Annotated in this window: 22 protein-coding genes and 1 pseudogene; 9 read left to right on the plus strand and 14 right to left on the minus strand. The window is 73.8% G+C overall.

The window, feature by feature from the left end; genetic code table 11:
• Positions 1 to 96: 96 nt before the first annotated feature.
• The 3 genes from ACU610_RS06030 to ACU610_RS06040 all read right to left on the minus strand — a co-directional run bounded on the left by ACU610_RS06030 (position 97) and on the right by ACU610_RS06040 (position 1,715).
• Positions 97 to 306, minus strand: a complete 210-nt coding sequence (locus ACU610_RS06030) for a heavy-metal-associated domain-containing protein (RefSeq protein ID WP_446766805.1) — start codon at positions 304 to 306, stop codon at positions 97 to 99.
• Between the two features lie 429 nt (positions 307 to 735).
• Entirely contained in the window at positions 736 to 1,443 is a 708-nt protein-coding gene (locus ACU610_RS06035; RefSeq protein WP_446766806.1) for a hypothetical protein, read from the minus strand.
• Between the two features lie 83 nt (positions 1,444 to 1,526).
• A complete protein-coding gene (locus ACU610_RS06040; RefSeq protein ID WP_446766807.1) occupies positions 1,527 to 1,715 on the minus strand; it encodes a hypothetical protein in 189 nt (62 codons plus the stop codon).
• 282 nt (positions 1,716 to 1,997) lie between these two features.
• Here ACU610_RS06040 and ACU610_RS06045 point away from each other — a divergent pair, with 282 nt between their 5' ends.
• The gene (locus ACU610_RS06045; protein ID WP_446766808.1) at positions 1,998 to 2,774 is read left to right on the plus strand and encodes a DUF6544 family protein; all 777 of its coding nucleotides are present in this window, start codon (positions 1,998 to 2,000) and stop codon (positions 2,772 to 2,774) included.
• On the opposite strand, the gene ACU610_RS06050 is transcribed toward ACU610_RS06045, so the two are convergent.
• The 5 genes from ACU610_RS06050 to ACU610_RS06070 all read right to left on the minus strand — a co-directional run bounded on the left by ACU610_RS06050 (position 2,761) and on the right by ACU610_RS06070 (position 5,693).
• Positions 2,761 to 2,940, minus strand: a complete 180-nt coding sequence (locus ACU610_RS06050) for a hypothetical protein (RefSeq protein WP_446766809.1) — start codon at positions 2,938 to 2,940, stop codon at positions 2,761 to 2,763. The two genes, ACU610_RS06045 and ACU610_RS06050, sit on opposite strands and share 14 nt — an antisense overlap.
• Positions 2,937 to 4,322 (minus strand): DUF2254 domain-containing protein, encoded by a 1,386-nt coding sequence (locus ACU610_RS06055; protein ID WP_446766810.1) that lies wholly within the window; start codon positions 4,320 to 4,322, stop codon positions 2,937 to 2,939. The genes ACU610_RS06050 and ACU610_RS06055 overlap by 4 nt, the downstream gene beginning before the upstream one ends.
• Entirely contained in the window at positions 4,319 to 4,786 is a 468-nt protein-coding gene (locus ACU610_RS06060; RefSeq protein WP_446766811.1) for an STAS domain-containing protein, read from the minus strand. The genes ACU610_RS06055 and ACU610_RS06060 overlap by 4 nt, the downstream gene beginning before the upstream one ends.
• Positions 4,787 to 5,089: 303 nt before the next feature.
• Positions 5,090 to 5,422 carry a TraR/DksA family transcriptional regulator gene (locus tag ACU610_RS06065; protein ID WP_446766812.1) on the minus strand — a complete coding sequence of 111 codons (333 nt, stop codon included), beginning with the start codon at positions 5,420 to 5,422 and terminating at the stop codon, positions 5,090 to 5,092.
• Positions 5,423 to 5,501: 79 nt separating this feature from the next.
• Entirely contained in the window at positions 5,502 to 5,693 is a 192-nt protein-coding gene (locus tag ACU610_RS06070) for a hypothetical protein (protein ID WP_446766813.1), read from the minus strand.
• Positions 5,694 to 6,165: 472 nt separating this feature from the next.
• On the opposite strand from ACU610_RS06070, the gene ACU610_RS06075 reads away from it, so the two are divergent.
• Positions 6,166 to 6,390, plus strand: a complete 225-nt coding sequence (locus ACU610_RS06075) for a hypothetical protein (protein ID WP_446766814.1) — start codon at positions 6,166 to 6,168, stop codon at positions 6,388 to 6,390.
• A gap of 56 nt (positions 6,391 to 6,446) precedes the next feature.
• Here ACU610_RS06075 and ACU610_RS06080 read toward each other — a convergent pair whose 3' ends face one another.
• The 6 genes and pseudogenes from ACU610_RS06080 to ACU610_RS06105 form a co-directional block, all read right to left on the minus strand.
• Complete coding sequence (locus ACU610_RS06080) at positions 6,447 to 7,127, minus strand: GntR family transcriptional regulator (protein WP_446766815.1); 681 nt, start codon at positions 7,125 to 7,127, stop codon at positions 6,447 to 6,449.
• An 88-nt stretch (positions 7,128 to 7,215) separates the two neighbouring features.
• Positions 7,216 to 7,605 (minus strand): annotated as a pseudogene (locus ACU610_RS06085) (allophanate hydrolase-related protein); the annotation flags it as partial.
• Positions 7,602 to 8,744, minus strand: a complete 1,143-nt coding sequence (locus tag ACU610_RS06090; protein WP_446766816.1) for a glycerate kinase — start codon at positions 8,742 to 8,744, stop codon at positions 7,602 to 7,604. The gene ACU610_RS06090 and the pseudogene ACU610_RS06085, both read right to left, overlap by 4 nt.
• Positions 8,745 to 8,896: 152 nt before the next feature.
• The gene (gene gcl / locus ACU610_RS06095) at positions 8,897 to 10,696 is read right to left on the minus strand and encodes a glyoxylate carboligase (protein ID WP_446766817.1); all 1,800 of its coding nucleotides are present in this window, start codon (positions 10,694 to 10,696) and stop codon (positions 8,897 to 8,899) included.
• Positions 10,697 to 10,754: 58 nt separating this feature from the next.
• Positions 10,755 to 11,654 (minus strand): 2-hydroxy-3-oxopropionate reductase, encoded by a 900-nt coding sequence (locus tag ACU610_RS06100; protein ID WP_446766818.1) that lies wholly within the window; start codon positions 11,652 to 11,654, stop codon positions 10,755 to 10,757.
• Between the two features lie 64 nt (positions 11,655 to 11,718).
• Positions 11,719 to 12,522, minus strand: coding sequence for a hydroxypyruvate isomerase family protein (locus tag ACU610_RS06105; RefSeq protein WP_446766819.1), 804 nt, complete (start codon positions 12,520 to 12,522; stop codon positions 11,719 to 11,721).
• Positions 12,523 to 12,954: 432 nt separating this feature from the next.
• Between ACU610_RS06105 and allB the strand changes: the two genes are divergently transcribed.
• The 7 genes from allB to ACU610_RS06140 all read left to right on the plus strand — a co-directional run bounded on the left by allB (position 12,955) and on the right by ACU610_RS06140 (position 20,846).
• On the plus strand, positions 12,955 to 14,307 hold the full coding sequence (gene allB / locus ACU610_RS06110; RefSeq protein WP_446766820.1) for an allantoinase AllB: 1,353 nt from the start codon (positions 12,955 to 12,957) through the stop codon (positions 14,305 to 14,307).
• 2 nt (positions 14,308 to 14,309) lie between these two features.
• The gene (gene alc, locus ACU610_RS06115; RefSeq protein WP_446766821.1) at positions 14,310 to 15,533 is read left to right on the plus strand and encodes an allantoicase; all 1,224 of its coding nucleotides are present in this window, start codon (positions 14,310 to 14,312) and stop codon (positions 15,531 to 15,533) included.
• Positions 15,530 to 16,054 carry a 2-oxo-4-hydroxy-4-carboxy-5-ureidoimidazoline decarboxylase gene (uraD, locus tag ACU610_RS06120; RefSeq protein ID WP_446766822.1) on the plus strand — a complete coding sequence of 175 codons (525 nt, stop codon included), beginning with the start codon at positions 15,530 to 15,532 and terminating at the stop codon, positions 16,052 to 16,054. The genes alc and uraD overlap by 4 nt, the downstream gene beginning before the upstream one ends.
• Positions 16,051 to 16,383 (plus strand): hydroxyisourate hydrolase, encoded by a 333-nt coding sequence (uraH, locus tag ACU610_RS06125; protein ID WP_446766823.1) that lies wholly within the window; start codon positions 16,051 to 16,053, stop codon positions 16,381 to 16,383. Before uraD ends, uraH begins: the two co-directional genes overlap by 4 nt.
• A 17-nt stretch (positions 16,384 to 16,400) precedes the next feature.
• Positions 16,401 to 17,279 (plus strand): factor-independent urate hydroxylase, encoded by an 879-nt coding sequence (pucL, locus tag ACU610_RS06130; protein ID WP_446766824.1) that lies wholly within the window; start codon positions 16,401 to 16,403, stop codon positions 17,277 to 17,279.
• 33 nt (positions 17,280 to 17,312) lie between these two features.
• A complete protein-coding gene (locus ACU610_RS06135; protein ID WP_446766825.1) occupies positions 17,313 to 18,800 on the plus strand; it encodes a nucleobase:cation symporter-2 family protein in 1,488 nt (495 codons plus the stop codon).
• Positions 18,801 to 19,133: 333 nt separating this feature from the next.
• Positions 19,134 to 20,846, plus strand: a complete 1,713-nt coding sequence (locus ACU610_RS06140) for an NAD-dependent malic enzyme (protein ID WP_446766826.1) — start codon at positions 19,134 to 19,136, stop codon at positions 20,844 to 20,846.
• Positions 20,847 to 20,892: the final 46 nt, after the last annotated feature.

Genomic DNA, 20,892 nt, shown 5'->3' on the forward strand with positions numbered 1-20,892 from the left:
TCGTCCTCCTCGTGCCGTGGTCGTGGCTGGCGGGGTGCGTCCGGTGGGCGAGCGCCGGTCCGGTGGGGAGCCGGCGCTCGCCCCACCGGACGCGGATCAGGCGGGCACGACCTCGTAGCCGGCCTCGTCGACCGCCGCGGCGACCGCGTCGACGGACACCGCCTGGTCGCTCTCGACGGTCACCCGGCCGCCGGCCACGTCGACCTGCACGCCGGTGACTCCCGGGATCTTCGAGACCTCCTCGGTGACCGCGCTGGCGCAGTGGCCGCAGGTCATGCCGCGGACGGCGTAGTCGGTGGTCCTCACGGTGTTCTCCTCTCCGAGCGGTTGAATACCCACTGGGGGTACGCCCTACAAGGTGTACCCCCCTGGGGTACCTTCCGCAAGGGGGTGTGATGCCCGTCGCATGCGCGCCGCCGGCGGTGGGCGGAGGCCGGCTCGGTGGAGGCGGCCCGACCACGCGGCGGGCGCCCGCGTGGGCCTCGCCGGCGCACCTGGCCGCGCGGGCGGACCTCCTGACGATCCCGGTGGGGTGAGGTACGGAGGCCCGGCCCCACCACCCGGCGACGGGGAGGCGGGCGGTGGACCCGCTAGGCCCTGCCCCAGATGCCCCAGGTGACGGCCGATGCGCCGCGCAGGACCTCCGCCGGGCCCCGGCAGGCGGCGGCGCAGCGCCGTCCTCGTCGAACGAGAGGGCCCCGGCCGTCTCACCGGCACCGGGAGGGGAGCGGACGGTCAGGCGGCGGCAGGCGCGAGTTCCCCGCGGGCGGAGACCAGGACACCGACGGCGAGGACGAGCATCAGCAGTTGGAACGCCGGCACGGCCAGCTCCTGGAAGGCGCTCTCCAGGCCGCTGTAGGCGACGTCGACCCCGACGGCGACCGAGACGAGCCCGGCCAGCACGGCGACCCAACCGGCCCAGGCGGCCACGGCACGAGTGATCAGGATCGTCGCGCCGAACAGCAGCAGGGCCACGCCCAGCGTCACGCGGAAGTAGCTCTGCAGACCCCACTCGGTCCAGCGCACCACCTCGGCGTCGCCGAGCCGGACGGCCCGCTCGGGTCCGTCGGCGGCGACCCAGGCGTCCACGGCCTGCTTCAGGGTCACCCCGTCCACGGCCTGCAGCGCGGCCCACACCGCGGCGGTGGCCACCGTCGTCCCGGCGGCGAACGCCGACAGTCGCCGGGCCCGCGGCCGCAGCACCTGGTGCAGGACGAGCAGCCCGCCGAGGGCCGCCAGCACGCCGACGAACTGGGCGAAGTGGACCCACTCCCACGCGGCGCTCGCCGCGTACCTGGCGAAGATGTCCTCGTGGACGTCCTCGTTCCCACCCGGATGGAACAGCACGGTGACCACGGTGGTGAAGAGGAACCCGCCGAGCAGCAGCGCGCCGCTGGAGCGCAGCAGCTCACGGTCCGTACGGGTGCTCGGTGGCGACGTCATGGCTACCCCCTCCGCCGAACGGCGGCCGCTGGGTGATCGTAACGGCGGCACCCACCGTGGAGGGGCGCGCCGCGGGCCGGTGATCAGGACGCGCCGGGCGGGGGAGGCCGGCGGCGGTGGTGCTCGGAGTGCCGGGTGGGGGATCGGCGCCGGCGCAGCAGCATCCCCCCGGCGCAGTAGGGGTCCCAGCGGGTCGGCAGCGGCAGGCCGGGGTCCGGCGCCGCCTCCATCCTCCGGGCCGGCAGGCGCTGCAGCCCGGCGGAGGTGGTCACGCCGCGAGCGTCGATGCGAGCCGGGGCACGGGGCGTCACCGGCGCGAGGAGTGGCGCGTCCACGATCCCGTGCCGATGCTGTGCGAGGACGCAGGGCGGCGGTGGCCCGCGGTCGTCCGGCCGGGAGGTCTTCCGATCCCGGCCGGGCTGGGCTGACCACCAGGCTGCGGTGGATCCGGGTTCGCAGCCGCCCGCGACGTGTTCGCCGGTTCGGGGGACCGGTCGTCGTCGGGACCCGCTCGCGTGCCGGGGGGCGAGCCCGCAGAGGGAGGAGCAGGCCGCGTGACCACCGACGGGTCGAGCGCGTCCGCCGCGCCGCGGTCGCTGCGCGCCGAGTGGGCACGGCTCGCAGCCGTACCGGCTCCGCCTGGCCGGTTCAGCCCCGATCTCGTGGCGGGGCTGCCGGAGCCGGCCCGTCGCTGGCTGACGCACGCCCTCGCCCCGGGGACACCGCTGTGGCCCTCGGTGCGGCTGCGGATGCGCGGCGAGATCAAGATCGGGGCGTGGCGGTCGTTCACGGCCCGGCAGGTGCTCGCCCCACCGCACGGGTTCATCTGGGCGGCCACCGCCCGCGTCGCCGGGCTGCCGGTGACCGGCTTCGACCGGTACGGCTCCGGCACCGGCCAGATGCGCTGGCGGCTGCTGGGCCTGGTCCCGGTGGTGACCGCTGCGAACCCGGACGTCACCCGAAGCGCCGCCGGCCGGCTCGCCGGCGAGGGCGCCTGCTGGCTGCCGACGGCCTACGGCGCGGCCCGCTGGGCGGACGGTCCCGAACCGGACACCGCCGTGGCCACCTGGCGGATCGACGACGTCGACGAGTCCGTCTCCCTGCGTATCGACCGCGACGGTGCACTCCGGGAGGTCCGGCTGCAACGCTGGGGCAACCCGGACGGGCAGGGGTTCGGCCGCCACCCGTTCGGCGTCGCCATCGAGACCGAACGTGCCTTCGGCGGCGTGACGGTCCCGTCCGCGCTGCGCGCCGGCTGGTGGTGGGGCACCGACCGGCAGGGCGCGGGGGAGTTCTTCCGCGCCGAGATCACCGACGTCACCTTCGGTTGACCGTGCCGCCCGGGGGCAACGCCCCCGGCCCGGTCGCAGGGTCGCCGTGGAGCCGGCACGTCGCGGCCGTGCCGACGCTGCCGGCGGTGGAGGCGATCGCCGCCCCGGCGACGACGGCGACCGCCGCGACGGTCATCAGCCGGCCGGTGGTGACGGCCCCGCTCACACCGCACCGGCCGTGCGGTGGCCGTTGAGCGCACGCGTGCGGGCCGTCGCCCACCGGTGGCTGTGGTCGGCCGGATCGTCGCCGGTGCCGATCGCCTCGAGCCGGGCCAGGTCGGCCGGCACCAGGCCGGGCACCGTGCGGAGTGCGCCGAGCAGCAGGTCGACCTGGCGACGGAGCGCCGGCACGTGTTCGGGCCGGCCGGCGGTCTCCACGTGGTCGACGAGCATGCGCAGGACGCGCAGCAGGGCGGCGGCGACCTGTGGCTGGGCCGGGGCGGCGTGGCGGAGCTGGTCGAAGCCGTGCGCGACGTACTCCGCGCCGGACAGCTGCCAGGGCCGCAGCAGCAGTCGTCCGCCGGGGCCGGTGACCGCGTCGGCCGGGGCGGCGGTGAGAAGAACCCGGCGCAGCAGGCTGCCGATCCGCAGGGCCACCTCGACGGCGGTGTTCGGGTCGTTGATCGCCGCGCTCAGTGCACGCAGCCCGATGTCGACCAGCTGCCGCAGGGCGAAGTCGATGTCGGACTGCATGGTGCGAGTGGCCGAGATGAGCACCGTCGCCGACAGACGCCGTGTCGTCGTTCGTCGGTCCTCGGGTGCCGGCCACACGGTGACGAGGGGCTCACCGGCGTGGACGTAGGCGCCGATGCGGGTGTCCAGACGAACGGTGGTGCCGGGCTCGACGGCGGCCAGCAGCCGGTCGCTGGGCGCCTGGGTGATCCAGCCGTCGCGCGGCGCCGGCACCACCAGCACCGGCTGCCCGGCCGGCAGCTCCGGGGCCGCGGCGGGACGCTCGGCGGTGGTCGTGCGGGCGGCGGCGGCGAGGACCTGCCGGCCTTCGGAACCGATGCGCTCGACGACCTCACCCACCTGCAGGCTGTGCGCGAGGTGGTCCAGGTGGGCCACGATGAGCAGGACGGTGACCACGGTCAGCACGACGGCGACGGTCAGCGAGATCCGGGGCGCCGGGCCGGCGGCGTCCCCGTCGACGCGGCGCAGGATCAGCACGCAGTAGACGAACGTGGCGATCAGCAGGCCGATGACGACCTGGCTGAGCCGGTCGCGGATGAACGAGCGCATCACCCGGGGGCTGAACTGGCTGCTGGCCAGCTGCAGGCTGACCACCGTCAGGGAGAACACCACCCCGGCGGTGGTGATGGTCGCGCCGGCCACGGTGCTCAGCAGCCAGGTGGCGGTGCTGCTGCGCATCGTCACGGTGAAGGGGAGGGCTCCCGCGCCCGCGGCCCGGTCGGCCGCACCGGCCGCCTCGGCGAGGACGATGCTGGCGATGACGATGAGTGCGGGCAGTGCGAACAGGCTCTCCCGGAACCGGTAGGCCGCCGCCGCGGCACGCATAGGCAGCGGCGGCCGCACTGCGCCGCTCACCGGCACACCCGCCGCGGACGCCGCGCCGAGGGACGTCGCGGAGTCGTCTGTGGCCGCCCGCGCGTCGGCCGACCGCGCGGCTGCGGGCCCTCGACGTCGGCCGGGTCGACGGCGACGAGGTCGGCCAGCCCGGTCAGCTGCAACGGGCGGAGCACGCGGTGACGGCCGCCGGTGCGGACCACCAGCCGGATGCCGCGCATCCGGCAGCAGCGGTGCGCCCGCGCGAGCACCTCGACTCCGGCCGCGTCGAGGCACGTCACCCGCCCCAGGGAGACGACGAGCTCGCGGACGCCGGGTTGGCGCGCCTGCGAGGTGAGGCAGAGGTCCAGCGCCGGGGCGGTGTAGCTGTCGACCTCGCCGACCACCTCGACGACCACCCGTCCGGGACGGGGGTCGGGAACAGTGCTCACCGACAGCAGCTGACCGGTGTCGGGAGCGGGTCGGTGGGCGGGCGTGTGCAGCACGGGGGCTCCAATCGGGGAGGGACCCACCCGCCACCCGCCGGCGTCCGGGGGTGGTCGCCGACGGGTGGGCGTGCGGAGGCGGGTCAGCGCAGCGGGTCGAGCGGGCCCAGCTCCGGTGGGGCCTCGCCCTCGAGCACGGTCCGGGCGACCAACTGCCCGGTGGTCGGGCCGAGTCGACCGGGCATCGACCGGCACTGGGTGTGCTGCGCCGCCGGTCGGACGCCGGGGTCGGACCGGTGGCTGCCCGGGAGGTGGCTGACGGGGGTAGCCCGCGCGGGGACGCGTGTCCGCGGCGGCGACCGCTCAGCGGGTCTGCTGGCAGGAGACGCAGGCGGCCGCGAACGGCCGGAACTCCAGCCGCTCGGCGGGGATGGCGGCCCGGCAGTGCACGCACACGCCGTAGGTGCCGGCCGCGATCCGCTCCAGGGCTGCGTCGATGTCCCCGATCGTGCGCAGCAGGGTGGTCGCGCGGCTGACCGCGACCGGGTCCGGCATCGAGGTGGCCGTCTCGGCCAGGGCGAGTTCGCGCTGCCGGACGCAGTCGGCCCGCTGGGTCTCGAGCAGCACCCGGAACGGCGCCCAGTCGGTGGTCGGGGCCGGGGATCCGGTGGTGCCAGGGGTGGTGAGCGTGGTCATGGGTGTCCTCCTGGGATGACGAGAAACGCGCCCCACCGGGAGCGGGACGCGCAGGACGAGGGCCGAGAGACCGGGAACGTCAGGCGCACGCCGGTGGCGCCCGGTCCTGGCTGCGTCGCAGCACGTCCAGGCCACGCAACCCGCGCGCCCGCAGGCTCAGCGCGAGGGCCAGCAGTCCGCCGCCGGTCACCGGCGAGGGGCGGCCCGCGTGCGACCCGGCGAGTACGACCGCACCGGCGGGGCCGGGCGTCGTCGGGGTCGGCGCGTTCACCGGGGTCACCCCTCTCGTCGTGGGTCAGCGCGGGTTGGGAGAGCTCTCGGCCGACCGGAGCAGGCGGTCGATCTCCGCCAGGACCCCGCGTTCGTCCGTACCGAGCACCCCGTCCACCCCCGCGCACTAACACGTGGTAGCCGACAGCCGAGGCCCTCGCGGGCGCGGGAGCGCCACGCCCCCGCGGACCTGAGCCCACCGTGCCCGCGCGCTGCCGGCCCGGACACGGCAGCAGCCGGTCAACTCGGGCCGCGCCGCGTTGCCGACGACCGGCAACGAGACCGGGTGGAACCTGGTCCGCTCCTGGCGTGAGGTCCTCCGCGATCGCTGGGTGCCCGGGTGAGCGGCGGCCCTGGGCGCGACGACCTCGCCGGCGACCGCTCCCCGACGTGTCGACGTGTTCGTGGCCCCCTCGCTGCGGTGTCCGACGTCATGTCCTGTCTCACCACGGACGTCGGGGCCGACGAGGAGGATGAGGACTCCGATCCCCGACGAGATGGACGACATGAACGACGGTTCTCCCGCCGACCTCCGGAGCACCCCCTGGGAGGACCACCTCCAGGTCGGGCTCGCCCGTGCCGGGCTGACCCGGCGTGCCGCGCGGCAGCCTTCGGGGCACCGGCGTGCCGGCCCGGCACTGGTGGGCGACGTCCAGGACATCGCCGAGGTGCTGGGCGTCCTCGACCGCCGGCGCTGACGCCGGTCGACCACCCACGGCTCGCCTCGACCGGCGGCCTGCGCCTGGCCGTGTCGTCAGGGCCGGCCGGCGGGCGTGTCCGTCGCGGGACCCGTGCCCAGCAGGGCTCCGGCGAGCAGGTGCCGCCGGTGCTGCTCCGCCGCTTGGATCAGTCGCTGCTCGTCGCCGGCCACGAAGGCGTCGAGCATGACCTGGTGCTCGGCCTGCAGGATCTCCTGCCCGCTCCTGTCGAGTGTGTTCGCCGCTCGATAGCTCTCGGTGGCCTCCCACAGGCCCGCGAGCAGGCGGAGCAGTCGCGGCATGCGGCAGGGCGCGAGCAGAGCCTCGTGGAGACGTCGTCCGTTGTCGCTGAAGGCGTTGACCTGACCGTGGCGGAGGGCTTCCTCGGCCGCTTCGCAGGCTTCTCGGGCCGCGGCGCGGTCGGCGTCCGTGGTGTTCGCCAGGGCTCGGCGCAGGGCCTCGTCCTCGAGCAACGCACGAACGAAGTAGATCTCCTCCAGTTCCTCAGCGGTGAGGCTGGGGACGGTGAAGCCCACGTGCGGCCGGTGCGTGACCAGGCCTTCTCCCTCGAGGATCATGAGCGCCTCGCGGACCGGGATCCGGCTGACCCCCAGCGCTCCTGCCACCGCATCGACCCGGATCACGGTCCCGGGTCGCAGCTCCCCGTCGTGGATGCGGCGGCGCAGCTCCTGGAGGACCGCCTCCTGCATGGTCTGCGGTCGGAACGTGGGAGCCACCTGCCACCTCGCTCTGCTGGCGTTCGTGGCAGGTAGTGTGCCCGTCCCGGACCGGTCGTCGCTGCACGCGACCCGCTCGGTAGGCGCGCCAGCCGCCGTGGTCGGAGATGTCGACGAGACCGTGGCCCTCGGCATGGACCTCAGGGCGGAGTTGGACGGCCAGGCTCGCGGACCCGTCGGCGAGCTCGATCACGGCCAGTTCGAGCTCCGGCGGCTCCACCGGCATGAACTCGTCGCGGACGGCCGCCAGGGGGAGGGCGTACAGCTCCCCGGGTACGCGGACCCCACCCTCGGTGACCGGCCACAGGGCCGGGAAACCCCCCTCGCAGGCGTAGAAGCGGTAGCGCGGAGCGGTGCTCGCCTCACCGAGGAACGCGTACCGCGCGATGCCGGGGTGCACCCGACCACCGCGCATGCCCTCACCGTTGAGGAAGAGGGGGACGACGACGTCCCCTCCGGGGCCGGCTGTCGCCGTCATGTGGTCGGTTCCTGTTCCTCGTCGGGGACCCAGTCGGCGGCGAGCCGCTCGGCCAGCCGCTCGAGGAGGAGGCCGGCCTCGCTCATGCACCGGGCGGGGTCGGGTTCGATGTCGGTCAGCGCGTACGCGGCGTGGATCCCCGTGGGCGCGAGGTCCTCGTGCGTGAGGAGTGAGCGGCCGGCGACGGCGACGACCGGCACGTCCACCCCGCGGGCGGCCGCAGCGACGCCGGCGGGTGCCTTGCCGTGCAGGGTCTGCTCGTCCAGGGAGCCCTCGCCGGTGATCACCAGGCCCGCACCGGGCAGCGCGGCGCGGAAGTCGACGAGGTCGAGGACGAGGTCGATGCCCGGTCGCACCGTCGCGCCGAGCACGGCCATCGCCGCGAACCCGACGCCACCGGCCGCACCGGCGCCCGGGCGGTCCGCCACGTCGACGCCGGTCGCCGCCCGCACGGCCTCCGCCCACCGGGCCAGTGCGCCGTCGAGCTCGGTGACGTCGTCGGGCGAGGCTCCCTTCTGCGGACCGTAGACGGCCGCCGCACCTCGCGGGCCCAGCAGCGGGTTGTCGACGTCGGAGGCGACGACGACCTCCGCCTCTCGCAGAACCGGGTGGAGCCCGGAGAGGTCCAGCACATCGACGGCCGCCAGAGCGGCACCGCCGCGGCCTACCTCGCGGCCTCCGGCGTCCCGCAGACGTGCGCCCAACGCCTGCACGAGCCCGGCCCCGCCGTCGGTGGACGCGCTGCCCCCGATGCCGAGCACGATGCGCCGGCAGCCCGCGTCGAGCGCGGCACCGATGACCTCACCCGTGCCGTGGCTCGACGCGGTGCGGGCGGCCGGCCGCCCACCGGGGAGCCGGCGCAGCCCCGACACGTCGGCCATCTCGACGACGGCGGTGCCGTTCCGCTCGGCGTAGGCGGTCGCCACCGGTTCGCCGGTGGGTCCCTGTGCGGACACCGGGACCCGCCGGTACCCGGCGGAGACCGCCGCGTCGAGCGTCCCGTCGCCCCCGTCGGCCACCGGCACCTGGACGACCTCGGTCCTCGGGGCGGCACGGGTGAGCCCGGCGGCGAGGTGAGCGGCCACCTCCGGCGCGGACAGGGAGCCCTTGAACTTGTCCGGCGCCACCACGACGCGCATGCATCCTCCTCGAGCTGGTGACGGACTGGCACGGCCGTGGCCACCGGAACGGCCACCCTCCAGGGGCCGCCGGCCCCGTCCAGGGGCTCGCCGCGAGCGTGCGAGGAGGAGGACGGGGTCCTCCTCCGGGGCGTGGGGAGGGTGGTCCCCCCTCAGTCGAGCAGCTGCATCTCCCCGAGGGCGAGCGCGGAGACGGCGGTGGGCGCGTGGTCGCCCTCGCTGGCCAGCTCCTCGAACTCCACGACGTTGTCGAGCTCCGTGCCCATCGAGATGTTGGTGACCCGCTCGAGGATGATCTCGACGACCACCGGGACGCGGTGCTCGACCAGCAGCTTCTTGGCCTCCTCCAGCGCGGGGCCGATCCGGTCGGGCTCCTGCACCCGCAGGGCCTTGCAGCCGAGGCCCTCGGCGACCTTGACGTGGTCGACGCCGTAGCCGCCCACCTCCGGGGAGTTGACGTTGTCGAAGGCCAGCTGCACGGCGTAGTCCATGTCGAACGCCCGCTGCGCCTGCCGGATGAGCCCCAGGTAGGAGTTGTTCACCAGCACCTGGATGTAGGGCAGGTGGAACTGGGCCCCGACCGCCAGCTCCTCGATGAGGAACTGGAGGTCGTAGTCGCCGGACAGCGCCACCACCGTCGCCTCCGGATCGGCGACGCAGACACCGAGGGCCGCGGGCACCGTCCAGCCCAGCGGCCCGGCCTGGCCGGCGTTGATCCAGTGGCGGGGCCGGTAGACGTGCAGGAACTGGCCGCCGGCGATCTGGGAGAGGCCGATGGTGCTGACGTAGCGGGTGTCCCTGCCGAACGCCTTGTTCATCTCCTCGTACACCCGCTGGGGCTTGATCGGGACGTCGTCGAAGTGGGTGCGCCGCAGCAGGGTCCGCTTGCGCTGGGCGCACTCCTCGACCCAGGTCGTGCGATCGGGCAGCCGGCCGGCCGCCCGCCGCTCCCGGGCGACCTCCACGAAGAGCCGCAGCGCCGCTCTGGCGTCGGAGACGATCCCGAGGTCGGGCGTGAACACCCGCCCGATCTGGGTGGGCTCCACGTCGACGTGGACGAAGGTGCGCCCGCGGGTGTAGGTCTCCAGCCCGCCGGTGTGCCGGTTGGCCCACCGGTTGCCGACGCCGAGCACGAAGTCCGAGGCCAGCAGGTTCTGGTTCCCGTAGCGCTGGGACGTCTGGAGCCCCGCCATGCCGGCCATCAGCCGGTGGTCGTCGGGGATCGCGCCCCAGCCCATCAGCGTCGGGACGACCGGGACGTCGACGAGCTCGGCGAACTCCACCAGCAGGTCGGCGGCCTCGGCGTTGATGATCCCCCCGCCGGCGACGACCAGCGGCCGTTCGGCGGCCTGGAGCATGTCCAGGGCCTTCTCGATCTGGGCCCGGGTGGCCTGCGGCTTGTAGACGGGCAGCGGCTCGTAGGCGTCGACGTCGAACTCGATCTCGGCCATCTGCACGTCGAAGGGCAGGTCGATCAGCACCGGGCCGGGTCGCCCGGAGCGCATGAGGTGGAAGGCCTGCTGGAAGGCGCGCGGCACCTGCGCCGGCTCGAGCACGGTCGTCGCCATCTTGGTCACCGGCGCGGCGATCGCGGCGATGTCGACGGCCTGGAAGTCCTCCTTGTGCAGCCGCGCGGTCGGCGCCTGGCCGGTGATGCACAGGATCGGGATGGAGTCGCCGGAGGCCGAGTACAGCCCGGTGATCATGTCGGTGCCGGCCGGCCCGGACGTGCCGATGCAGACCCCGATGTTGCCGGCCTCGGCGCGGGTGTAGCCCTCGGCCATGTGCGAGGCGCCCTCGACGTGCCGGGCGAGCACGTGCGAGATGGTGCCGTTCTCGCGGAGCGCGGCGTACAGCGGGTTGATCGCCGCTCCGGGCACTCCGAAGGCGTGCGTCACGCCTTCCCGCTGGAGGATCTGCACGGCCGCCTCGACGGCCCTCATGCGAGGCATGGGTCTCCTGTCTCCGCGGGCCCGCTCGCGGGCCCGCGTCGTCTCGTGGATGTGGTGGTCAGGACCGGCCGGAGAGCTGCTCGACGAGCTTGAGCAGCGCCGAGTGGTCGAGTGCGCCGTCGCCCTGGGCCTTCAGGCTGGCGACGAGCTGGGCGACGACCGCCCCGAGGGGGATGACCACTCCGGCCTCGCGGGCGGCGGAGGTGACGATGCCCAGGTCCTTGTGGTGCAGCTCGACGCGGAACCCGGGCTTGAAGTCGCGACGGAGCATCGCGGCCGCCTTGCGGTCGAGGATGGCGTTGCCGGCCAGGCCGCCGGCGAGGACCTGCACCGCGGCCTCGGTGTCGACCCCGTAGGCCTCGAGGAAGACGATGGCCTCCGCGACGAGCTCGATGGTGCCGGCGACGATGAGCTGGTTGGCCGCCTTGACCGTCTGGCCGGATCCGGCCGGCCCGACGTGCACGATCGTCCTGCCGACCGCCTCGAGGACGGGCCGGCCGTCGGCGAAGTCCTCCGGGCTGCCGCCGACCATGATCGACAGGGTCGCGTCGATCGCGCCCTGCTCACCGCCGCTCACCGGGGCGTCCAGGACGCGCACGCCTCGCTCGCGGCCCGCCTCGGCGACTCGCTTCGCCACGTCGGGGCGGATCGAGCTCATGTCGACGTGCAGGGTCCCCGGCTTGACCAGCCCGTAGAACCCGTCCTCGCCGATGGTGACCGCCTCGACGTCCGGCGAGTCCGGCACCATGGTCACGACGACGTCGGCGTCGCGCACGGCCTCGGCCAGGCTGCCGGCGCCGCGCCCGCCCTGCTCGACGAGCCGCTGGACCGGCTCCGGGCTCCGGTTGTGGCCGATGACGTCGAAGCCGGCTCGGACCAGGTTGCCGGCCATCGGGCCACCCATGATGCCGAGGCCGATGAAGGCGACCGTTGTCATAGGGATTCTCCTCCGGATCAATCGGGCGCGGCCTCCCTGCAGGGGCCCGCCGCGAGCCCGCGAGTGGTGGGGGGCAGGGAGGTCCTTACTGCAGCCAGCCGAAGCTGTCGGCCGAGGCGCCGCTGGGCTTGTACTCCAGCCCGACCCAGCCGTCGTAACCGGCAGCCGCCAGCCGGCCGAGGTAGCGGTCCAGGTCGAGTTCCCCCGTCCCCGGTTCGTTCCGGCCGGGGGCGTCGGCGATCTGCACGTGCGCGACCCGCCGGCCGTGGGTCTCGATGACCCGGTCGATGTCGTCCCCGTTGACCGCCAGGTGGTACAGATCGCAGAGGAAGCCCAGGTCCGTCACCCCGGTCTCCTCGGCGACGCGGTCGATCACCCCGATGGCGTCGGCCGCGGTACGCAGCGGGTACCGCGGTGCGCCGCTGACCGGCTCGACCAGCACCGTGCCGCCCACCCGGCTCGCGGCCCGACCGGCCAGGGCCAGGTTCTCCACCGCCAGCGCGTCCTGCTCCTCCGGCGAGGCGCCGTCGACCCGGTTGCCGTAGAGGGCGTTGAAGGCGCGGCAGCCGAGCTGCTCACCGATCCCGACGGTGACGTCGATGTTGTCCCGGAACTCCTGGGTGCGCGCGGGCCAGGACACCAGGCCCCGGTCCCCGCCCGGCATGTCCCCGGCGGAGAAGTTGAGCCCGACCAACTGCACGCCGGCGTCGCGGATGGCGCGGACGAAGCCGTCGACGTCGGCGTCGGAGGGCACGGCGACCGGGAAGGGCCACCAGAACTCGACGGCGTCGAACCCGGCCGCCTTCGCGGCCTCCGGGCGCGCCAGGAGGGGCAGCTCGGTGAACAGGATGGAGCAGTTGACCTCGTACCGAAGGGTGCGAACGACCATCACGTCTTCCGGGGGAGTAGAGCCGGTCGGACAGGGAATGAATGGTCAGCCTGCCGGGACCGGGGATTTCCGTGAACCGGGTCGTCGTCTTCGGAGGACGGCGTCCGGATGAATGTGCCTGGGACCGTAGGCGCTGCCGAATGTCGTGGTCAAGCGGTCCGTCGACACAATCCCGGCGGAGGCGACGGATATATCGGATATACACCCCGAGTCCGCGGACGCCATTCCCGCCGGGGTCGGTATTTCGTATATCTGCCCGGATCTGTTGACCGGGTCACATCCCCGCTCATAGCGTCCTCCGGCATCGGGCGGCCCCGCCGACCCGTCCGGCGGGAGCCCGGTCGAGACGTCGCGACCGGCCCGCCGTCCCCCCGGTCGTCCGGCCGGCTCGGGCGACCCCACCACCTTCCCCACTCGGCAACGGGAGGCCTCGTGACCCGGTTCGACACGGTCCTGCGCGCTCGCCGTCTCGTGACGGCCGGACGCGAGCAGGCCGGCTGCGTCGGGATCACCGGCGGGCGCATCGCCGCCGTGGAGCCGCTGGAGTCGGGTCTGCAGGGACGGCGGGTCGTCGAGCTCGACGACGACGTCGTGCTGCTCCCCGGCCTGGTCGACGCCCACGTGCACGTCAACGAACCCGGCCGCACCGAGTGGGAGGGCTTCGCGTCGGCGACGCGGGCGGCTGCCGCCGGTGGCGTCACCACGATCCTGGACATGCCGCTCAACAGCATCCCGCCGACGGTGGACGTGGCTGCGCTGGAGGTGAAGCGCAAGAGCGCCCTCGGGCAGTCCTTCGTCGACGTCGGCTTCTGGGGCGGCGCGGTCCCCGGGAACGTGGGAGAGCTGACCGCGCTCCACGCCGCGGGCGTCTTCGGCTTCAAGTGCTTCCTGGTGCACTCGGGCGTCGACGAGTTCCCGCCGCTGCGTCCCGACGACCTCGAGGAGTACCTGCGCGTCCTGCGGACGGTCGACGGGCTGCTCATCGTCCACGCCGAGGACGCCGACGCGATCGAGGAGGCCCCCAGCCCCCACGGCGGGCACTACCGCGACTTCCTCTCCTCACGGCCACGGGTCGCCGAGGACCGCGCCGTCAGCCGGGTCATCGACGCCGCCCGGGCCACGGGAGCGCGGGCGCACATCCTGCACCTGTCCAGCAGCGACGCCCTCGGGCTCCTCGCCGAGGCGCGCCGCGACGGCGTCCGGATCACCGCCGAGACCTGTCCGCACTACCTGACGTTCGCGGCCGAGGAGATCCCGGCAGGGGCGACGCAGTTCAAGTGCTGCCCGCCCATCCGGGAAGCGGCCAACCGCGACCTGCTGTGGCAGGGACTCGCCGACGGGACGATCGACTGCATCGTCTCGGACCACTCACCGTGCACCCCGGAGCTCAAGCGGCTCGACCTGGGCGACTTCGCGGAGGCGTGGGGCGGCATCTCCTCCCTCCAGCTCGGCCTCTCCGACGTGTGGACCGAGGCGCGGCAGCGCGGTTTCTCCCTGGCCGACGTCACGCGCTGGATGGCCGAGCGGCCGGCGCAGCTCGTCGGGCTGCAGCGCAAGGGCCGCATCGAGCCCGGCTACGACGCCGACTTCTGCGTCTTCGCGCCGGACGACGGTTTCGTCGTCGACCCGGCCGCACTCTTCCACCGCAATCCGATCACCCCGTACGCGGGCCGGCGGCTCGACGGAGTCGTCCGCAGCACCTGGCTGCGCGGCCACGAGATCGACCGTGCAGCGCTGGCCGGCGAGCAACCGCGGGGCCACCTGTTGACCCGAGGAGAAGCGTGACGATGACCAGCCATGTCCAGGAGCAGCCCGGGGTCGCGGTCGTGGGCTCCGGAGCCGACGCGGCGCCGGTGCAGGACTTCACCCACCTGCCCGACCTGGCCTCGCGCAGCCTGGGCGGCAGCGTCGTGCACGCCAACGACGAGCTGTTCGCCGAACGGGAGAACCTGATCAAGCCGGAGGCGCCCACGTACTCGACGTACACCTTCGGGCACAAGGGTCAGGTCTACGACGGCTGGGAGACCCGCCGGCGGCGCGAGCCCGGCTTCGACTTCGCCATCGTCCGCCTGGGCGTGCCGGGGATCGTGCGGGGGGTCGTCGTCGACACGGCCTTCTTCAAGGGCAACTACCCGCCGGCGGTGTCGGTCGAGGGCGCCGCGGTGGAGGGCTACCCGTCGCCGAGCGAGCTGCAGGACGCCGAGTGGGTACCCCTGGTGCCCCGGTCGCCGGCCGCCGGGGACACGAGGAACGCCTTCGCCGTCGACCGGCCGCAGCGCTTCACCCACGTCCGGTTGTGCATGTACCCCGACGGCGGGGTGGCGCGGCTGCGGGTGCACGGCGAGGTGGTCCCCGACCCCCGGTTCCTGGGGGCCGGCGCCGTCGACCTCGCCGCCCTCGCCAACGGGGGTGTGGTGAGCGGCTGCAGCAACACGTTCTTCTCGTCGCCGACGAACCTGATCTCCCCGGGCCAGGCGCGGGTGATGGGGGAGGGGTGGGAGACCGCCCGCCGCCGCGACGGGGGCAACGACTGGGTGGAGTTCTCCCTGGCCGGGCCCGGCGTGGTGCGCCTGGCCGAGCTGGACACCAGCTACTTCGTGGGCAACGCCCCCGGGTGGGCCTCGCTCCGCGGCACCCGCCGCGGAACCGGTGCGGCGGCCGGCTCGGGGGAGTGGACCGAGCTGCTGCCCCGCACCCGGTTGCAGCCGGACACCCGCCACCTCTTCCGCCTGCCCGACGCCGGCGAGGTCGACACCGTCCGGCTCGACGTCTTCCCCGACGGCGGCATGGCGCGGGTGCGGCTGCACGGCGCGCTCAGCGACCAGGGACGGGCCCGGCTGGGGCTGCGCTGGTTCAACAGCCTGCCGGCCGCCCAGGCCCGTCAGGTGCTGGGGGAGGAGTGCGGACTGGACGGTGGCACGGCCGACGACGTCCTCACCGCCCGGCCGGTCCAGGCCCTGGACGCGCTCCCCGACGCCGTCCGGTCCCTGCTCGCGGGAGACGCGCGATGAGCGGGTCGGTGGACGTGCTGCAGGCCGGTCTCCGGACCCTGGACACGCTGCCCGCCGACCGGGCCGAGGAGCAGTTCGCCACCTGCTGCGCGGCCCGCGCCTGGGTCGCGCGGATGGTCGCGGACCGGCCCTACGCCGACGTCGACGAGCTGCTGGCCGCCAGCGACCGGGCGGTCAAGGAGCTCGGACCCGACGACCTGGCCGAGGCGCTGGCGGCGCACCCGCGCATCGGCCAGCGGGTGGGGGGCTCGTCCACCGAGGCCGCCTGGTCCCGGCAGGAGCAGTCCGGGATGGACGACGCCGGCGCCGAGGTCCGCGCCGCGTTGCGCGAGGGCAACCTCGCCTACGAGGAGCGCTTCGACCAGGTCTTCCTGATCCGTGCGGCCGGCCGGTCTCCCGCGGAGATGCTCGCCGAACTGCACCGGCGGCTGCGGAACGACCCCGAGACCGAACGGCGCGAGGTCGCCGAGCAGCTGCGGCAGATCACCCGCCTGCGCCTGGAGAGGTCGTTGCAGCCGTGAGCTCCCTGTCGACCCACGTGCTCGACGCCGTCTCCGGGCAGCCCGCCGCGAGCGTGCGGGTCGTCCTGGAGCGCCGGACCGACGACGGGTGGCAGCCGCTCGGGAACGGCGTCACCGGCGCCGACGGCCGGCTGCGCGACCTCGCCCCCGACGGACTGGACACCGGGGTGCACCGCCTCGTGTTCGCCACGGGCGAGTACTTCGCGGCCACCGGCCAGACCGGCTTCTACCCCGAGGTGGCGGTGGCCTTCACCGTCACCGAGGACCGGCACCACCACGTCCCCCTGCTGCTCAGCCCCTACGCGTTCTCCACCTACCGAGGTTCCTAGACAGGAGTGTGATCCCCATGGCATTCGTGCTCGGCCACAACCAGTACGGCAAGGCGGAGAACCGGGTCGTCCGGGTCTTCCGCGACAGCGACCCCCACGACATCGTCGACTACAACGTCAGCGTCGCGCTCTGGGGCGGGCAGGAGGCGCCGCACCTGACCGGCGACAACTCACCGGTGCTCCCGACGGACACGCAGAAGAACACCGTCTACGCGTTCGCCAAGGAGGACGACGTCGTCGCGCAGCCGGAGTCGTTCGGCATCCGGCTGGCCCGCCACTTCGTCGACGACACCGAGCCGATCACCCACGCGCGGGTGCACATCGAGATGTACCCCTGGACCCGGCTGGGCAACCCGCACGCCTTCACCCGCGACGGCCGCTACGTCCGCACCGCCACCGTCACCTACGACGGCTCGACCACCTGGGTGGTCTCCGGGGTCGAGGACCTGTGGATCCTGAAGACGACCGACTCCGAGTTCGCGGACTTCCTGGAGGACCGGTTCACGACGCTGGCGCCCACGCACGACCGGCTCATGGCGACGTCGATGCGCGCCCAGTGGCTGCACACCAGCGAGGACGTCGACTGGGGCAAGTCCCACGACCGGGCGGTGCAGACGCTGCTGGAGACCTACGGCAACCACCACAGCCTGGCGCACCAGCAGACCCTCTACGACGCCGGCGTGGCGGTGCTGGACGAGCAGCCGGAGATCGCCGAGATCCGCATGACCGCCCCGAACAAGCACCACTTCGTCTACGACCTGGCGCGCTTCGGCATCGAGAACGACAACGAGGTCTTCCACGCCGACGACCGTCCCTACGGGCTCCAGGAGCTCACCGTCCGCCGCGACGACGCCCCCGCCCCCGGCCTGGCCTTCGACCCCGGCCAGGGCTGGTGACCGCACCGACCCGCTGACCGAGGAGGAAGACCGATGGCCCTGTGGAACAAGCGGCGCCACACCGGTGCGGCCAGGACCGGCGTGCACCCGGTCGACGAGGTGCTCCCGCCCGGACCGATGGTGGCCTACGGCCTGCAGCACGTGCTGAGCATGTACGCCGGCGTGGTGGCCGTGCCCATCATCGTCGGCACCGCGCTCCAGCTGACCCCGGCGCAGACCACCTACCTGATCAGCGCCGGGCTGTTCATCTCCGGCCTGGCCACGCTGCTGCAGACCCTCGGCGTCTGGCGGATCGGCGCCCGGCTGCCGATCGTGCAGGGGACGTCGTTCGCGGCCGTCTCGACCATGCTGGCCATCGGCGCCCCGCTGGGCGGCGAGGCCGGACTGCGGGCCATCTTCGGGGCGCTGATCGTCGCCGGCGCCATCGCCCTGGTGATCGCGCCGTTCTTCACCAGGCTGCTGCGGTTCTTCCCCCCGGTCGTGACCGGCACGGTCATCACCGTCATCGGGGTGTCCCTGCTACCGGTGGCGATGCGGTGGGCGCTCGGGCCGACGAACACCCCCGACCACGGGTCGATGCGCAACATCGGGCTGGCCGCGGCCACCCTGCTGATCATCGTGCTGATCTACCGCTTCCTCGGCGGCTTCTTCAACCGGGTCGCGATCCTGCTCGGCCTGGTGCTCGGCACGCTGGTGGCCATCCCGTTCGGCGCCACCGACTTCGGCCGCATCACCGACGCCGCTCCCTTCCAGCTGACGTCGCCCTTCCACTTCGGGACGCCGACCTTCGCCGTCGGCGCGATCGTGTCGATGCTCATCGTGATGCTGGTGATCATGACCGAGACGACGGCCGACATCCTGGCCATCGGCGAGGTCGTCGAGAAGCCGCTCACCCGCCGCGACGTGACCGGCGGTCTGCAGGCCGACATGCTGTCCACGACCGTCGCCGGTGTCTTCAACGGCTTCTCGGTCAGCGCGTTCGCCCAGAACGTCGGACTGGTCGCGGTGACGGGGATCAAGAGCCGGTTCGTCGTCGCGGTGAGCGGCGTCATCCTCTTCCTGCTCGGGCTCTTCCCGGTCCTCGGGGGGATCGTGGCGGTCGTGCCCCTGCCCGTCCTCGGTGGCGCCGGCCTGGTGCTGTTCGGCACGGTCGCCGCCAGCGGCATCCGCACGCTGAGCAAGGTCGACTACGACGGCAACGCCAACCTGGTCATCGTCGCCGCCGCGCTGGGGATGGGGGTCATCCCGATCGCCATCCCGGAGTTCTACGAGCCCTTCCCGAGCTGGTTCCAGGTCATCTTCGACTCCGGCATCAGCGCCGCCGCGATCACCGCGATCCTGCTCAACCTGCTGTTCAACGTGCGTCGCGGGCACGTCGAGGAGGGGCCGATCTTCGCCGAGGCGCCGGCGATCGGCACCACCTACGAGGGCGACGCCGAGGGGATCGTCGTCGAGCACACCGACACCGACCACCCCACCCCGACCAGGCCCCGGATGCCCAACCCGCGCGCGACGCACTGACCGCCGGAACGGCGGGGCGGGCCGATCCAGGCCCGCCCCGCCGTCCTCGCCAGCCCAGCGCGCGGGGCCACCGCCGCGAGCGCCGTCGCCTCCGAGGAGGCCGGCCGTGCTCGAGTCCCTGGACCCGGCCGGGACGCAGGAGTGGGATCGACGCGCTCGCCCCGGTCCTCGCGCCCGCGGGGGCCGAGCGGGCGTTCACCTGCTCGACGAGGTGGTTCCGGGGACCCGCCGTGAAGGGGACGGGTCGAGGTCCGGGGTCGCGTGCCCCGCGGCCGGGCCCGCCGGGACCCCTGACCAGCCACCGGTGCAACCACGACAGCGAGGAGCGACCCCATGTACGAACGGCCCTACGAGCTGGTCGGTGCGCCGGAGAGCCTGATCGCGCGCATCCGCGCCCGAGGCAACGACGTGCTGCGCAACCCGATGCTCAACCGCGGCACGGCCTTCACCAGGGCCGAGCGGGAGGCACTGGGGCTGGGCGGGCTGCTGCCGAGCGCGGTCTCGCCGATCGAGGGCCAGGTGCGCCGCACGTACGAGCAGTACCGCGGACAGCCCAGCGCGCTGGCCAAGCACGTCTACCTGGCGAGTCTGCGGGACCGGAACGAGGTGCTCTTCTACCGGCTGCTCAGCGAGCACCTGGAGGAGATGCTGCCGATCGTCTACACCCCGACCATCGGGGAGGTCATCGAGCGCTTCAGCCACGACTACAACCGGCCGCGGGGGGTCTTCCTGTCCGTCGACGAGCCGCAGGACATCGAGCGGGCCCTGCGGGACTACGGTCTCGGTCCCGACGACTGCGACCTCATCGTCGCCAGTGACTCCGAGGGCATCCTGGGGATCGGCGACCAGGGCGTCGGCGGCATCCAGATCTCCATCGGCAAGCTGACCGTCTACACCGCGGCCGGGGGCATCCACCCGCGGCGGGTCATCCCCGTCGTGCTCGACGTCGGCACCGACAACCTCCGGCTGCTCAACGACGAGATGTACCTCGGCAACCGGCACTCCCGGGTGCGCGGCGAGCGCTACGACGACTTCATCGACGCCTTCGTCTCCGCCGCCACCAAGCTGTTCCCCAACGCCCTGCTGCACTGGGAGGACTTCGGCGCGAGCAACGCCCGGCGGATCCTCGAGCGGTACAACCAGACCTGCTGCACCTTCAACGACGACATGCAGGGCACCGCGGCGGTCGTGCTCGCGGCGGTCTTCGCCGCACTGGGCTCCACCGGCGCGCGGCTGCGCGACCAGCGGGTGGTCGTCTACGGCGCCGGGACCGCGGGGATCGGGATCGCCGACATGCTCCGCGACGCCATGGTGCGGGAGGGGTTGTCCCGCGAGGAGGCGGTGCAGCGGTTCTGGGCGCTGGGCAGCCGCGGGCTCCTGACCGAGGAACGCGCCTCCGAGCTGCGGGACTTCCAGGTGGCGTACGCCCGTCCCGCCGGCGAGACGGCCGGCTGGGCCGGACCGAACGGGGCCATCGGGCTCGCCGAGGTCGTGGCCCGGGCCCGGCCGACGATCCTGATCGGCACCTCGACCCAGCCGGGCGCCTTCAGCGAGCCGATCGTGCGCACGATGGCCGCCTCCGCCGAGCGACCGGTCATCCTGCCGCTGTCCAACCCCACCTCCCTGTGCGAGGCGCTGCCCGAGGACCTGATCGCCTGGACCGACGGCCGCGCGCTGGTGGCGACCGGCAGCCCGTTCGCGCCGGTGGACCACGACGGGCGGACCCACGTCATCGCGCAGGCGAACAACGCCCTGATCTTCCCCGGCCTGGGGCTGGGGGTCTCGGTGGTCAAGGCACGCCGGGTCAGCACCGGCATGCTGACCGCGGCTGCCGCCGCGGTCGCCGAGCTCTCCGACGCGGGTGCCGCCGGGTCGGCGCTCCTCCCACCGGTGGACGACCTGCGGCCGGTGTCCGCCGCGGTCGGGATCGCGGTGGCCCGGGCCGCGGCGGCCGAGGGCCTGGCCCAGGTCGAGCTGCACGACCCGGTCCAGCAGGTGCACGCGGCGATGTGGCGCCCGGAGTACCCGCGGATCGAGGCGATCTGAGCGCCGGTCACGCGAGCGGCCCCGAGGCGATCCAGCAAGGGAGAAC

It is taken from the genome of Geodermatophilus sp. URMC 61, from assembly GCF_052931555.1.